Origin of the sequence: Gordonia sp. GONU (genome assembly GCF_024733855.1) — a bacterium.
Classification (GTDB): Bacteria; Actinomycetota; Actinomycetes; order Mycobacteriales; family Mycobacteriaceae; genus Gordonia; species Gordonia amicalis.
Genome location: NZ_JANRHB010000021.1, coordinates 48524 through 63031, shown reverse-complemented (window position 1 = coordinate 63031; position 14508 = coordinate 48524). Strand labels below are relative to the sequence as shown.

General features: G+C 68.3%; 15 protein-coding genes. 5 read left to right on the top strand and 10 right to left on the bottom strand.

All coding sequences use genetic code 11. The features are described from left to right. Positions 1 to 273 precede the first annotated feature (273 nt). From NWF34_RS17520 to NWF34_RS17485, 8 genes are all read right to left on the bottom strand, one after another. Positions 274 to 1686: an amidohydrolase family protein gene (locus NWF34_RS17520; protein ID WP_258325639.1), complete on the bottom strand. Its 1413-nt coding sequence runs from the start codon at positions 1684 to 1686 to the stop codon at positions 274 to 276. After that, complete coding sequence (locus NWF34_RS17515) at positions 1683 to 2228, bottom strand: pyridoxamine 5'-phosphate oxidase family protein (RefSeq protein WP_309148646.1); 546 nt, start codon at positions 2226 to 2228, stop codon at positions 1683 to 1685. The genes NWF34_RS17520 and NWF34_RS17515 overlap by 4 nt, the downstream gene beginning before the upstream one ends. A gap of 62 nt (positions 2229 to 2290) precedes the next feature. Further along, on the bottom strand, positions 2291 to 3070 hold the full coding sequence (locus NWF34_RS17510) for a creatininase family protein (RefSeq protein WP_159406008.1): 780 nt from the start codon (positions 3068 to 3070) through the stop codon (positions 2291 to 2293). Then, positions 3067 to 4398: an FAD-binding oxidoreductase gene (locus NWF34_RS17505; protein WP_159406007.1), complete on the bottom strand. Its 1332-nt coding sequence runs from the start codon at positions 4396 to 4398 to the stop codon at positions 3067 to 3069. The genes NWF34_RS17510 and NWF34_RS17505 overlap by 4 nt, the downstream gene beginning before the upstream one ends. Next, positions 4395 to 5573 (bottom strand): ABC transporter substrate-binding protein, encoded by a 1179-nt coding sequence (locus tag NWF34_RS17500; RefSeq protein WP_159406006.1) that lies wholly within the window; start codon positions 5571 to 5573, stop codon positions 4395 to 4397. The genes NWF34_RS17505 and NWF34_RS17500 overlap by 4 nt, the downstream gene beginning before the upstream one ends. Positions 5574 to 5652: 79 nt before the next feature. Further along, on the bottom strand, positions 5653 to 6531 hold the full coding sequence (locus NWF34_RS17495) for an ABC transporter permease (protein WP_159406005.1): 879 nt from the start codon (positions 6529 to 6531) through the stop codon (positions 5653 to 5655). Continuing rightward, positions 6528 to 7322 (bottom strand): ABC transporter ATP-binding protein, encoded by a 795-nt coding sequence (locus NWF34_RS17490; protein WP_159406004.1) that lies wholly within the window; start codon positions 7320 to 7322, stop codon positions 6528 to 6530. The genes NWF34_RS17495 and NWF34_RS17490 overlap by 4 nt, the downstream gene beginning before the upstream one ends. Then, positions 7319 to 8638, bottom strand: a complete 1320-nt coding sequence (locus tag NWF34_RS17485; RefSeq protein WP_159406003.1) for an amidohydrolase family protein — start codon at positions 8636 to 8638, stop codon at positions 7319 to 7321. The genes NWF34_RS17490 and NWF34_RS17485 overlap by 4 nt, the downstream gene beginning before the upstream one ends. A gap of 254 nt (positions 8639 to 8892) precedes the next feature. Here NWF34_RS17485 and NWF34_RS17480 point away from each other — a divergent pair, with 254 nt between their 5' ends. The 4 genes from NWF34_RS17480 (at position 8893) to NWF34_RS17465 (ending at position 12223) form a co-directional block, all read left to right on the top strand. After that, positions 8893 to 9489: a helix-turn-helix domain-containing protein gene (locus tag NWF34_RS17480; protein ID WP_159406002.1), complete on the top strand. Its 597-nt coding sequence runs from the start codon at positions 8893 to 8895 to the stop codon at positions 9487 to 9489. Positions 9490 to 9569: 80 nt separating this feature from the next. Then, positions 9570 to 10550 (top strand): PDR/VanB family oxidoreductase, encoded by a 981-nt coding sequence (locus NWF34_RS17475; RefSeq protein WP_159406001.1) that lies wholly within the window; start codon positions 9570 to 9572, stop codon positions 10548 to 10550. Continuing rightward, entirely contained in the window at positions 10547 to 11857 is a 1311-nt protein-coding gene (locus NWF34_RS17470; RefSeq protein ID WP_024497381.1) for an amidohydrolase family protein, read from the top strand. The genes NWF34_RS17475 and NWF34_RS17470 overlap by 4 nt, the downstream gene beginning before the upstream one ends. 189 nt (positions 11858 to 12046) lie before the next feature. After that, the gene (locus tag NWF34_RS17465) at positions 12047 to 12223 is read left to right on the top strand and encodes a response regulator transcription factor (protein ID WP_375295681.1); all 177 of its coding nucleotides are present in this window, start codon (positions 12047 to 12049) and stop codon (positions 12221 to 12223) included. Positions 12224 to 12242: 19 nt separating this feature from the next. On the opposite strand, the gene NWF34_RS17460 is transcribed toward NWF34_RS17465, so the two are convergent. Further along, on the bottom strand, positions 12243 to 12629 hold the full coding sequence (locus tag NWF34_RS17460; protein WP_024497380.1) for a DUF5997 family protein: 387 nt from the start codon (positions 12627 to 12629) through the stop codon (positions 12243 to 12245). Positions 12630 to 12670: 41 nt separating this feature from the next. On the opposite strand from NWF34_RS17460, the gene NWF34_RS17455 reads away from it, so the two are divergent. Beyond that, entirely contained in the window at positions 12671 to 13642 is a 972-nt protein-coding gene (locus NWF34_RS17455) for a LysR substrate-binding domain-containing protein (protein ID WP_191834545.1), read from the top strand. Positions 13643 to 13653: 11 nt separating this feature from the next. Here NWF34_RS17455 and NWF34_RS17450 read toward each other — a convergent pair whose 3' ends face one another. Next, positions 13654 to 14424, bottom strand: coding sequence for an NADPH-dependent F420 reductase (locus tag NWF34_RS17450; RefSeq protein ID WP_159406000.1), 771 nt, complete (start codon positions 14422 to 14424; stop codon positions 13654 to 13656). Between the last annotated feature and the right edge of the window lie 84 nt (positions 14425 to 14508).

Below are 14508 nucleotides of genomic sequence, written 5' to 3'. Positions count from 1 at the left end.
AGCCCAGAGGCCGGCGTCTGTGCCGACCGATCGAGTGACATGCAGCGTCGCCGCCACATGTGTTAGTGACTAACACTAGTTACTGAGTACCACTTTTGCACAGGCCCCCGAGTCCGGCACGAAGACAAGGGTGACCTGCACGCTCCCGTTAGTCACGCGAACGAGGGTGAATTCTGGGACTAATTGCGCAATTCGGACGCCACGGGGCGGCGCCGGCCACCGCGGCTGGGCGTGTGTGACGTGCGTCGACGGGGGTGGTCGCGAAAGGTCAGTTCAGCTGCTTCGGATGGCGAGAGTCCGGGCGCGATCGGCAGGCGGGGAGACGGCCGGGCGAATCCCCGAGCGGGCCGCCGAGCGGATCATCCGCTCGGTGAGTTCGAGATCGGCCTCGGACCGCGTCGGGTCCGATACGCCGCGTGCCCATACCGACCGGCCACCGACGAAGACCTCACGCAGGTTCCGGAGTCCGCATCCGAGAACGTAGGTGGCGACCGGGTCCCAGATCGGCCCGGTGTGCGGTGAGTACGGATCGACGACGACCAGATCCGCGTACTTCCCGACCTCCAGGGAGCCGACCCGGTCGGCGACCCCGATCGCGGTGGCCGATCCGATGGTGTGCAGGGCGAGTACGTCCGCCGGGGACAGCACCGCGGCGTCGCTGCGCAGACCGCGCTGCAGGAACAGCCCGGTGCGCATGTTCTCGAACGGATCCGACACGTCCGTGCAGGACTGATCGTCGACACCCATGCCGACCGTGACGGCGTCGGAGAGGAGGCGCGGGATGTCGGCGATGCCGGAGCCGAGCCGACCGTTGGACATCGGTTGCCAGACGACGGACGAACCGGTGTCGCGCACACGCGCGACCATCCGGTCCGTCGGATGCACGAAGTGACCGAACGCGAAATCGGCGCCGAGTACACCGGCGGCGTCGTACCAGTCGAATTTGGCCTGCTGGATGTCGATCTGCTCCGCGGTCTCGACGAAGTGGGCCTGGTTGGTGATGCCGTACCGATCCATCAGGGCGCGTTCGCGTTCGGCGGTCACCGGTGCGGAGGACCACTGGACGGAGCCGTACACCGAGCCACCCAGGTTCAGGGCCGGGTCGACGGTGCCGAGATGTCGCATGACCTCGTCGAATCCGTGGAAGGCCTCGTCCTCGGCGAGCTGTTCGTCGTCGAGTCGCACGCTGGTGACGAACCGGATACCCGACGCCGCCAACCCGTCGACCTGGCGGTTGACGAACTCGGCGGGGTGGATCCGTTCGGCGCGGAGCACCGACTTCTCGTAGTCGAACAGTGCGATCACCCGCGACTGGGTGAAGTTGTACACCGAGGTGATACCCGACGACAGGTGGTCCAGGCCGCCGGCCAGGGTCATCCAGTAGAGGTCGTCGGCTTCGGCGCCGAGCAGCATCAGGCTGTTGCGGGACACCCATTCGTAGAGCGGGCTGTCCGCGGCGACACCGCGCATGCCGCCGGTGTAGATGTGGCTATGACCCGACACGAAACCCGGTGCGAGGAAACATCCCTCGAGGTCGTGTCGCACTCCCGGCGCATCCGCCGGTGGGGCGCCCTCGCCGATGCCGGAGATCCGCCCGCCGGCGTCCGCGGTCAGCCATCCCCGGAACCAGGGCTTGTCTCCCGCGATCGGCAGGATCAGCGCATTGTGAAAGGTCGTGGCCGTCATCCGGGAAGAACCTCCGATGTCCAGGAATGGTCGGTGCGGGTGAAGCGGACCCGTTGCGAGGGGCCGTCCGGATCGCCGCGCCAGAAAGCGATCTCGCGGATGTCGATGGCGAAACCCGTCCACGTGTCCGGCGGGCTCAGTGTCGGATGGGTGGCGTCGAACTCCGCCCATCGTCGATGTCGATCGTGGGTGGGCAGTGCCGACATCTCGTGATCGTTGCACCAGGCGAGCAGCTGCAGGTAGCGGGTACGGCGCGAGAAGGTCTCGCGGAGAGAGTCTTCCGTCGGCCTGCGCACGGTGCCGTGCGCGACCACCTGGCGTCCCCGCTGCGGCCATGCCACCGCGATACCGGCCCGTGGCAGTTCGGCCAGCTCGGACACCTTCGACGACCGGCTGTCGGTGTGGAAGTACACCGCGGCGTCGTCGGCGTCACTGAGCAGCACGTGGCGCACGCGCGGATACCCGTCGCGCCCGAGAGTCGAGAGCGCCATGAGTGCGGGTGCGGCGTCGGCGGGCGGTAGCCAGCGTCGGAGCAACACCATGGGATCGATGGTGCGGTATTCCTCGGGGGGACAATCACTTCCGAACTCCACCCCGCTGGTGATCATCGCCGCACCCGTCCGGGGTCGAAGGTCGCGATGTCGGCGAGCGCATCCACGAGGGCGATGACGCGCTCCTCGAAGAGTTCCGCCCCGATGGCGGCGTCTGCCCCGGTGGGGTCGCCGATGACCCCCGACTCGGCGAAATCGGTCGACAGCCAACCGAACTTGACGGCTTTGGTGAAGCCGACGTGGTTCGAATCGGCCACTGCGTCGGCCACCGCGGCGACGGCCTTGTCCATCTGGACGAGATCCGGTCGCAGATGCAGCATCATCGACGTCTCGGCCCACCCGGCATGGATTCCCAGTCCTCGTTCGGTGGGACCGGCCCGACCGGGCCCGGAGGTGAAGAACGTCTGCAGGCCGAAGCGTCGACGCAGTTCACGTGCCGCCACCTCGATCAGTGCCGAATTGCCGCCGTGCGCATTGAGGAACAGCAGCCGTCGTGCGGGGGTCGCGGCAATCGACGACCCGATGTCCACGATCGTCTCGAACAGAGTGGACGGTCGCAGCCACATCGTGCCGGGGAGTGCGGCATGCTCGTCGGACTTGGTGTAACCGAGTGCGGGGAGCAGCCAGACGTCATGTCCGGCTGCGGCTCCGCGTGCGACGACGGCGGCCGACACGGCCTCGGCGACGATGAGGTCGGTCGCCAGCGGCAGATGCGCGCCGTGCGGTTCGATCGCGCCGGTCGGCAGGACGAGGATCGAGTGCCGGGAGAGTGCGGAGTCGATCTCGGCGGTGGTGAGTTCGGCGTAGCGGCGGGACCCGAACGCTGCGGTCACATCCACCTCCCTGGATTCAGAAGGCCTTTCGGGTCGGTCCGGGCCGCGAGCGTCTGCACGCGTTCGGCGTCGAGATCGACGTACCACTGGTGAGGTGAGTGGACGCCGACCCCGAGTTCCTCGAGGGCGGCGACCCCGTCGATGACCTGCTGTGGGTTGCGGTAGATCCCGTTGAGCATCCCGAACATCATCCCGTGACCGACCTCGAGGTGGAGCATCCCACCCTCGTAGACCTTCTCCACCTCCTCGAGGCGGGTGACCAGTGCGTCGCCGCGCACCTCCATGTGAAACCACTTGTCCGGCTGCGCTTTCTGCAGCCACCAGGTCGGATGGTTGTAGGACAGCGTGGACAGCTTGATCGTCTCGGCGATGCCCTCGCGGACCGCTTCGACCCGGCCGCCGGCGCGGGCGATGAGATCGGTGGACTCCTCGAGTGCTCTCGCGTCGATGATTCCGCGTACATTCGCGCGACCCCGCACGAAGGCGGGGTCGGCGGGCAGCGCCTCGACGACGGTGGGACCGTCCGCCGACAGCAGTCGCGGTCTCGGCTCGACCGACGAGAGCCGGTGGGCGGCGTCGAAGGCCTCCCGGGTCGACCCGAAGCTGGCGTACAGACAGCGCCACTCCTGGAGTGGTTCGACGCGCACCGAGGCGTTCACGATGACACCCGCCACCCCGTAGGTGTGGACGAAAGGTTGTGCGTCAGCACCTTCCAGGTGCACCAGTTCGGCGTCCTCGGTGCCGTAGACGACGTCGAGCGCCGTCACGAAACCCTCGTGATTGCGACCGTGCACGATCGTGCCGGTGCCGGCCGACCCGCCGCCGAGGAAGCCGCCGAGCGTGGACTGCACCGTCGACGGGTACATCCACAGCTGACTTCCGGAACCCCAGGCGGTCTGCTCCAGGTTGATCATCCGCGCACCTGCCTGGGCCGTGATCGTCTGATCGGTGATCTCGTGAATCCCGTTGAGCGAGGTCATGTCCAGGACGAGACCGCCGAACCGGGGGATCACCTGCCCGTAGTTGCCGGTGCCCTTCCCGCGGGTGGTGATCGGAACGCCCCGGGCGACCGCCGCGCGGACGATCGCGGGCACCACCTCCGCCGTGCGCGGGTAGCACACGAGGTCGGGGGTCCCGAGATCCTGCGCGGACAGGATCGGGCTCATCCCCGATCCGTCCCGGCCTGCGCGTTCCAGCGCGCGGGGTAGCGTGCTGATCCCGCGCGGCCCGAGAAGTGACAGGAGATCGTCGGCCAGCGCGTCGACGTCGCCCGCACCGAAGTCGGGTCGTCCGTCGTCGGTGCCGACCGCGATCACCGGGGAGGTCACGACGGCAACCCCACGGAGGTGTCGATGAACCGGTTGGTCGAGACCGTGTCCGGGGTGATGCCCTCGACGACGGGGGTGCCCTGCTTGTCGAAGATCGGGGTGGTCACGTCGATCACCCGCTGCACGCGTGCGGTGTCGAAGTCGCCGACCGTGCCGTTCGGGCCGTTGCCGATGAGCTTCAGCTGCGCCATGGTCTCCAGTGCGTAGTCGGCGTTGCGCTGGGTGTAGACCCACCCGGTGTCGTACTGCTCGACGGCGTCGAGGATGACCTTGTTGGCGGCCTCGGGCGACGCGAGGTAGTCGACCACGCCGCGCTGGAGGACGGGGACGAGCTGCTCGAGGCAGGCGGTGTTCTCCTCCAGAGCGCCTGCGCGGACGGCCATCGCGGACTTGTACGTGGGGAAGCCCACGTCGTGGACGAGCTGGTAGGAGACCGGCTTCTTCCAGCCCTCCACCTCCTCCTCGTAGAGCTGGGGCTCGGAGCTGGCGTAGCCCTGCTGGGCGGTCTTGCCGCCGGCGGCGACGAAGTTCGCGGGCGTGCCGTCGTAGCTGCCGTCGACCTGATCCGGTGACAGGACGCCGGAACCGGTCAGATAGTCCATGTAGGTGGCGCCCTCGAAGTAGAGCACGCGCGCATCGACCGGCTTGAGGTCGCCGATGCCCTTCACCTGCGGGTAGGTGGCCGGGTCCCACATGATCATCTGCGGGCTGATGTCCAGCGGAGCCATGACGGCCACCGTCGGGTTCGACTCGGAGTTCTGGATCGCCTGGTCGGTGTCGACGTAGCCCAGCAGGATCTCGGGGTCGGAGTACATCTGCGAGGTGACCGACTGGAAGCCGATCGCCGGTCCGCCGGCGCGGATCTCGACGTCGACGCCGGTGTACTGGCCGCGGTCGAACAGTGGTCCCGTCACCCGCTTGTTGCCGGCGTTGATCACCGGGTCCGGTCCGAGCAGCTGATACAGGTGGCCGTGCTCGGCCTCGGGGTTCCAGTCCGTCTGGATGACGACCTTGTCCGGGCAGTTCGCGCTCAGGTCGACCGGACCGATCGGACCGGTGTAGCCGGAGGACTCGGCGGTGTCGTCGGAACCGCAGGCCGCGGTGAAGGCGACGGCCGCGGCGACGGCCACCACCCCGGTGGCCTTGGACAGGCGACGCCAGACGTGTGTGTTCATGAGTTCCTTTTCGGTAGAGCCGATCACGGTCGGGGGACGGACAGGGATGAACGGGACGAGCAGGGTGGGGCGGGGCGTGTCAGCGCTGATACCAGCGGCCGACGATCCGGTTGCCGAGCCGGCCGAAGAGCCAGAAGACGGCGACCCCGAGCAACGACGCGAGCACGATGGAGGCGAACAGTTCCTCGGACTGCAGTCGTGACCGGTAGTTGTCGATGAGGATGCCGATGCCGGGGTTCCCCTGTTTGAAGAAGAAGTCGCCGACGATCGCACCCACCACGGACAGGCCGGCGGAGATGCGGAGTCCGGCGAAGATGGCGGGCATCGCCGCGGGGAACTCGAGTTTGCGCAGCACGGTGAGCCGGCTCGGGTGATGCAGTGCGAACAGGTCGCGCATCTGCCGATCCACCGACCGCAGACCGAAGAGAGTGTTGGACACGATCGGGAACAGTGCGATGAGCACACACACGAAAACCCTTGCGCTGAAACCGAACCCGAACCAGAAGCCGACGAGGGGAACCAGCGCCAGGATCGGTATGCACTGCAACACCACCGCATAGGGGAACAACGCGGTCTCCATCATGCGCGACTGGGACATCACCACCGCCCACACGATGCCGATGACGGCGGCGATGGCCAGACCGGTCAGGGCCACCGTCGTCGTCCGGCCGAGGGCTTCCCACATCGACGGCGCGGCACTGCCGAGCAAGCCGTCGGTGACCACGCGGTGCGGAGCCGGCATGAGGAAACGCCTGCCCTCGTCGAGGATTGCGTAGGTGACGAGGTACCAGAGGCCGATCACGATGCCCAGCACGACGAGTGGCGCCGCGAACGAGACGAACGATCGGGAGCGTCGTCGCCGTTTGCGTGCGGCTGCGACGGCAAGTTCCGTGGTCGAGCCGGTGTCGACGACCGCCGTGGTGTCGGCGGCGGGCGTGGTGCCCGTGGGGACCGTCATGAGTGTGCCTCCCTCAGCGAGCGGGAGATCCGACCGGCGATCGCGGCGAACTCGGGCTCGAAACGCAGGTCCGGAGAGCGTGGGAAGTCGAACGGGATCTCGATCTCGTCGACGATCGTGCCGGGACGCCCGGACATCACGAGCACCCGCGTGGACAGGAATGCTGCCTCGGCCACGGAGTGGGTGATGAACAGGCCCGCAAAGCGTTTGACGGCGAACAGCTCGGTGAGCTCGACCCCGAGCCGCTCGCGGGTCAGCTCGTCGAGCGCGGCGAACGGCTCGTCGAAGAGGAACAGGTCGGGGTCGAGGGTGAGCGACCGGGCGAGCGACACACGCATGCGCATGCCGCCGGAGAGCATATGCGGCAGATGATCCTCGAAACCGTTGAGGCCCACTGTCTCCAGCGCAGCGGCAATCCTCTGACGCCGCTCCGCTTTCGGCACACCGTCGAGTTCGCCGAGCAGGGCGACGTTGTCGGCGACCGACCGCCAGGGGAGGAGCGTGGCGTCCTGGAACACGTAACCGATACGGTCCGCGCCGCACTGCATGTACCCGTCGGTGATCGTCTCCAGACCGGAGGACAGTCGCAGCAGGGTCGACTTACCGCATCCCGAGGGGCCGACGACGCTGACGAACTCGCCTTCCCGGACGGTCAGGTTGACGTCCCGCAGAGCATGGGTTCCGTCTGGATAGGTCAATTCGGCGTGCTCGAAACCGACGAGTGGATGACCGAGTTCGAGTGGTGTGGCCGACGGGGTCGGCGCTGAGGGGATCGACGCTGATGGGGTCATGACGTCTCCAGGACATAGGGAGCCGGTGTGGCGTGATCAGTGGCGCCGGCGCGGGACTCGGCCGGGGTTGCGGTCCAGGTGGTGGTCTCGGTGCGGGCCACGATCGAACCGTTGACGAGGACCACCCGGTCCGCGGGGGCGGTCGCGATGGTGTCGAGTACGTCGGTGCCCCGGACCGCGAGGAAATCTGCACGTGCCCCGACGACGGGTCCGGCGACGGGTAGGCCGAGCGCGGTACGGGCGTTGTCGGTGACCAGTGACATTGCCGCGTAGGGACTCTGGTGACCGGCGGTGACCAGGAGTGACGCGGTCTCCAGCGGGTCCGCGCGTCCCACCGGGTTGAACGGATCGCGGATGTTGTCGGCCCCGGCGGCCACGAGGACACCGCGATCGCGGAGCACGTCGATCGCGGTGATGCCGCGCCGGCCTTTCGACGGTCCTTGCCGTCCTTGGAGATAGAGGTTCGTGATCGGCAATGCGACCACCGACACCGATGCGCGGGCGAGGGCGTCGGCCACCCGTTCCAGTTCGTCGAGAGGCATGGTGTCGAGACGGCAGCAGTGTCCGGCGGTTCGGAGACGATCCGCGGGCCAGTCGGCGACGCGGTCGGCGAAGTGGTCGATGGTGTGGTGGTCGCCGTCGAGGAACTCGTCGGTGTGCAGGTCGATGCCGACTCCGCGGGATTCGGCGAGGCCGACCAGCCGGGCCACCTCGGCGCGCGGGTCGTCGGCGATGTGCGGTGCTCCGCCCACCAGGTCCGCGCCGGCGTCGAGTGCCTCGACGACGACCTCGGTCGGGGTGAGCGGATTCGCCAGCGCGACGATCTGAATCGTGACCAGGTCGCGCATGGCCTCCCGGACGCCGACCAGCGCCCGGGTGGCCCGGAGCGGATCTGGGCCGGGCGGCACGTCGACATGTGTTCGGACGGCGGTGATCCCGTTGCGGAGCAGGGCGGTGATCGCCCGCGTCGCCCGCCGGCGGAAAGACTCCTCGTCGAGACGGACGCTCCCCGCTCGCCAGACCGTGATCGCCGCGTCGAGGTCGCCGAGCGGCGGATTCAGCTCTGTCCACGAAAAGGCCTTGTCCAGGTGCGCGTGCGGCTCGGCGGCGGACGCGGTGAGGACGAAGTCGCGCAGATCGAGCCACCGCGGGTCGGCCCGGGCGGTGTGGTCTCGTGGGTTCCGGTCGGAGACGGGCGCGATCGTCGCCACGCGCACCACCCCGTCGGGACCGGACAGCAGCTCGACATCGGCGAGCGTGCCGTCGGTCAACGACGCGGTGATGCCGTGCACGGGTCCGTGCGGGGTGTCCTGCATGAGTGAACTCCGTTGGCGGCCGGTGGTTCTGGACGTGAGTGCGACGTTGCGCTCGTGGGCTGTGCGGCAGAGATCGATCTCGACGCCTCGGTGCGCCGGTCTCGGTGGTTCCGCCGGGGCTGGGATCGGCGGGAGCGGTTTCGTGATAATTGTTGACCACGTCAACACCCCTGAATATAGGAACGTGTTGTTGCCTCGCTGTTAACCACGGCTGCGGATGTGTAACCAACGCCGGAGTGTGAAAGGTGCACCGAATGGCACTGGAGGAGCCGGATGCGGCGCAGGCGTCGCTGGGTGCCGAGATCCGACGGCGACGAAAACAGCAGGATACGACCCTTGCGAATCTCGCTGCACAGGCTGGCATCTCGCATTCCTTCCTGTCGCAGTTGGAACGCGGGTACGCGCGGCCGAGTATGACGACGCTGGAGCGTATCGCCCGTGCGCTGGGGACGACTCAGGTGAGTCTCATGCTCGCCGCGGACCCGGGCCGGGCCGGGAACGCCCCGGCCGACGCACCCCCGGGCGCGCAGATCGTGCGCGCCGATCAGGGTGCCGTGCTCCCGCAGACGGGGGACGACGCCGGGCATGCCCGTCTGCTGGTGAACGGTGACGCGGCGTTCTATCCCCAGGAACATGCTTTGGGTACAAGGGAATTCGGCGACTTCTACCGGCACGAGCAGGATGAGTGGCTACATGTCGTCTCCGGTGAGATCGAGGTCGATCTGTCCGACGGACGCATCGTCGAATTGCGAACCGGCGACAGCCTTTACTACGCTGGCGGCATTCCTCATCGGTGGCGACTGGTCGGCCCTGATGTCGCGCATCTGATCGTGGTGCAGGCGTCGGCGTAGCGATCGTCGCGGCTGTCGGTGAGGGTGTGGTTCCTGTGGCTGGGAGCCGGACGGGCCTCGCCGAATCGAGGAGTCCCCCGATGTCCCTGTCTTCCTCCGGGGTTGCAACGTCTTCTCCTGGTCGTGCGCAACCCTTACGTGTGCGCGTCGCCGCTCGCAGGCCGGTCGCCGAGCGTGTCGAGGAGTTCGTCCTGACCGCCGTGTCCGATGACCCACTCCCCGCCTGGTCGGCGGGCTCCCACGTCGACCTCGTCGCGCCCTCGGGAGTGGTGCGCCAGTACTCGTTGTGTCCCGCCGATCCCGGGGTCTACCGGGTCGTGGTCGAGCGCCGGGCCGACGGACGCGGCGGTTCGGTGTCGGTGCACGACGACCTCGCGGTGGGTGATGAGACATGGATCAGTTTGCCGCGGAACCATTTCGCACTCACCCGCGCGCTGGAGTACGTGTTCGTGGCGGGTGGGATCGGGATCACCCCCATACTCGCGCTGATCGACGAGGCGCGTTCGGCGGGCCGGCCGTGGCGACTACTGTACATCGGGCGAACGCGGGCGGAGATGGCGTATGTCGACGACCTCGTCTCGGCTCATCCTGACCACGTCATCGTGCATGAGTCGCGCGTGGCGGGCCGGCTGACTCTGAGTGATGCGCTCTCCGGGTCGGCCCGGGGAACCGCGGTGTACGCCTGCGGTCCGGCGGCGATGCTCGACGCGGTCGCCGACGCGTGTGCACCGCAACCGGCGGTGGACTCGTTCACCGAGCGGTTCACCGCGGCGATCGCGGAGAGTGTTCCCAACCGGGAGTTCGAGCTGTCGCTGGCGATGTCCGGGGTGACGCTCACGGTTCCGGAGGACCGCACGATCCTCGAAGCCCTCGACGGCTCCGGGGTGGTGGCGCCCTCGTCGTGTCGCGAGGGGATGTGCGGCACCTGCGAGACCGGGGTGGTGAGCGGTGAGGTCGACCATCGGGACGCGGTGCTCTCGCCGGAGGAACGCGCCGAGAACGAGTCGATGATGATCTGCGTATCCCGTTGTACCAGCGGGCGTCTGGTGCTCGAGCTGTGAGTCCGATCGTTCTCGCCGGGGCGGAAGCGGTGCTGGTGGACGGCGGTACCGTGTCGCGTGGCCCGGTGGTCGTCGACGGCGCGGTCATCGCGTCGGGTCCGGGACCATCGGATGCCGAGGTCGTCGACACCTCGGGGTGCGTGATCACGCCTGGATTGGTGAATGCCCATCATCACCTACTGCAGAGTGCCTTCCGCTCACGTCCGGACGGTCGATTCCTGCCGATGCGGGACTGGCTCGCGAGGATGGCGCGGCGCTACACCGAGGCCGCGGTGGACCCCGAGCTCACCGCCGCCGCGGCTGGAGTCGGCGTCGCCGAATCCCTGTTGTGCGGGGTGACCACGGTCGCCGACCACCACCTCACCTGGCCGCGCGATCAGGACCCGGTCGCGATGGCGGGCGCGACCATCGGCGCGGCCCGCCGCCTGGGCGGACGGATCGTGTTCGTACGCGGCACCGCCCGAGACGACCCGGATGCCGCCGCGCAGTCGGTCGTCGACATCCACGACGCTCACCTGGCCGGGGCGACCGACGGTGTGTCACCCGACGGCCTCACCCAGCTCGCCGTCGGTCCGTCGGGCGTCCATGCCGACGGGCCGGAGACCTTCGCGGCACTGTCCGAAGTTGCAGCACGTCTCGGACTGCGTCGTCGAACTCAGGCCAACGAACAGATCGACGTCGAGATCGCCGCCGAGAGGTACGGCCGGCGCCCTCTGGAACTACTGGACGACTGGGGTTGGCTGGCCGCCGATGTCACCGTCGCGCACCTGTGCGAGATCACCGATGACGAACTGGATCTGGTGGCGCGGTCGGGTGCCCACGCCACCCACGCGCCGGGGTGTGATGTGCCGATGGGGTGGGGTGTCGCCCGCGTGGCCGCCCTCGGCCGCGCCGGCGTACGCATCGGGCTCGGTACCAGCGGCGGCGGGAGCAACGATGCCGGCCACCTCCTCGCGGATGCGCGACTGGCGATGCAGGTCTCCGGACTGATCGGCGACCCGGTGTCGGCCCGCGACTGTCTCGCGATGGCGACCGAGGGGTCCGCCACGGGCCTCGGCCGCCCCGAGCTCGGACACCTACGTCCCGGCGCGGCTGCGGATCTGTGCGTGTGGGACTGCTCCGATGTGTTTGACGCCGGCGTCCCGGACGCGCTCGACGGTCTTCTCTGGGCGGGGCCCGGCAGACGACCCCGCGACGTGATGGTCGGCGGCCGCTGGGTGGTCCGCGACGGAGTGCTGGTGACCGCGGACTCGCGAGCGCTGGCGAACGACCTCACGACGATGCTCGACGAGCGGTTGTCGGGATGACCCGCGCCCCATGACTGGGTGCAGGGTCATGCCCCTGTCGGCCGAGTAGCGACGACCCAGCGCGGCGAGGACGCCGCGTATCGAGGTCAGCGCAACGGGACCGGGGCCGCGGCACCCACCAGGGCGACGATGTGGAGTCCGCCCGGATTGGTCTGGAGCGGAACCTCTTTCCAGTTGTTGGTCGTCCACATGGCCGAGGGGTTCGGCAACGCCGAGATCACCGAGCACCTGCAGATCAGTGTGCTGACCGCGAAAACCCATGTGAACAGGGCGATGACGAAGTTCGGTGCGCGGGACCGCGCACAGCTGGTGGTGGTGGCGTATGAATGCGGACTCGTCGTGCCGGGGCGGCGGCCGGTGCGGTAGCCGGAGGGGATCCGCCTGGTCAGTCCTCGGGGTTCTCGGCTTCCTCGCGGTCCCGGCGCTGGTCCTCGTGGAGCGACTTGACGCGTCGTTCCTCACGCCGGACCTCGACCTGGGTGGCGCGCTCGGCGACCAGCCACTCGGGCATCTCGGCCAGCAGCTCGTTGATCTGCGCGGTGGTCAGCGCCTCGGTGATCCCGTTGCGGACCAGAGCGGAGTTGGAGACGCCGAGCTTGGCCGCGACCAGGTTCTTCGGGTGCGGTCCCTCCGCGCGGAGGGTCTTCAGCCACTCCGGTGGGTCGGCCTGCAGGGCGGCGAGTTCAGCGCGGGTGATGGAACCGTCGCGGAACTCGGCAGGGGTCGCCGGCAGGTAGACGTCCAGCTTCTTGGCGGCGGTGGCCGGCTTCATCGACTGCGAGCTCATTGCCCCAGGGTATCGGGCGGTAGCCTTTGGTCGTGACCACACCCGACCGGGCAGGCGTTTCCGGGTCTCCGGCCTTTCGATTGGCGTACGTCCCCGGCGTGACCCCCGGCAAGTGGGTCCGTATCTGGGAGGAGCGGCGACCCGACGCCCCGCTGGAGCTGGTCGCCCTCGAGGTTGCCGAGTGCGCGGACGCCATCGGACAGGGAAGTGTGCAGATGGCGATCACGCGCCTGCCCGACGCGCTGCGTCACGGCGAGGCCGGACCGCATCACACCATCGAGCTGTATGAGGAGACCACCGTCGTCGTGGTTCCTAAGGATCATGTGCTCACTGCAGGTGACGAGTTGACGCTGGCCGACCTCGCCGACGAGCAGTTCCTGTGGCCACTCGACGAACCGGTGTCGGGATTCGTCGACCCTGCTGGCCGAGTAGCGCCGACCGAGCGGAGCGAGGATGCGGGTGGTTCTGCTGGCCGAGTAGCGCCGACCGAGCGGAGCGAGGACGCGGGTGGTTCTGCTGGCCGAGTAGCGCCGACCGAGCGGAGCGAGGACGCGGGTGGTTCTGCTGGCCGAGTAGCGCCGACCGAGCGGAGCGAGGACGCCGCGTATCGAGGTCGTCCCGGCACCGCGATCGACCACCGTCCGGAAACCACCGGGGATGCAATCGAACTCGTGGCCGCCGGTATCGGTGTCCTTCTCGTGCCTCAGTCCCTGGCGCGACTACATCACCGCAAGGATCTCGTCTACCGTCCGGTGTCCGACGCGCCGACCGGCACCGTCGGCCTGTTGTGGCCCGATCCGACCACCGAGTTGGCCGACGAATTCATCGGAATCGTCCGCGGTCGCAAGGCGACTTCGTCGCGGGGGCAATCCGAACCGGCGCCGAAACGATCGGCCAGGGAGAAGGCCGCCGCGAAGCGTGCCGCGCGGGAGTCCGCGGGGAAGATCCCGGGGAAGAGCGCACGGAAGAAGCCCGGGGTGCGTCCGAAGCGGCGGTGACCGACGGCACGTCAGGCGGCGCGCCACTCCCCGGTGCGCTCGGGCGAGGCCTCAGCCAGTGCGGTGATGGTGTCGTCGACGCCGAAGTCCTTGCCGTACACGGGTGTTCCCGGCTGCTGACGCCACGACTCGGCGAGCGATCCGGCGTCGACCGGGTCGAAGCCGAGTTCGTCGACGATGCCGAAGACGATCTTCTTTCCGCCCGGGTGATCTCCGGCGATCGGCAGTGCGATCCGGCCCTCGGCGCCGGCCGGGCGCCCCTTCGTGAGCAGGTGCTTCCAGTAGATCCCGTTGAAGACCTTGTAGACGGGCGCACCGATCTGCTCGGACACCCACACGCTCTCGGGGGTGCCGTTCTCGATCGCCTCGATCTTCCCGTCGCGCTGCTGCGGGTAGTAGTTGTTGGTCTCGATGACCGGTGCGCCCGATTTGCGTGCGTCGACGATGCCGGCGGCCAGGTGAGGGGTGTTCTTCTGCGGGATGGACACGATCACGAGGTCGGCGTCGTGTGCGGCTTCGGCGGCCCACACCGCCGTGGCGCCGGTCTCGGCAGCCAGTTCCGAAAGGGTCTCGGGTGAGCGAGAATTCGAAACACGTACCTCATGTCCCAGTTCGGTGAGCCGACGAGTGAGTGTTCCGCCGATGAATCCCGCTCCGATGATCCCGATGTTCACTGCTGCACCTCTTCTTCGACGATGTCGTTGACTCTGGGCGCAACAGTGGTCGCGGTCCGAGCATTCCCGGTGCGCGGGTTTCGTGCGGAGTAGGTGGTGGAATGTCATCGAGCCCAGTGGCCTGTCACGTGAGCCACCATCCGGCGTCTGTGCTGGGCACGCTCACCATTCCGTCTGGTACGACCGTATCAA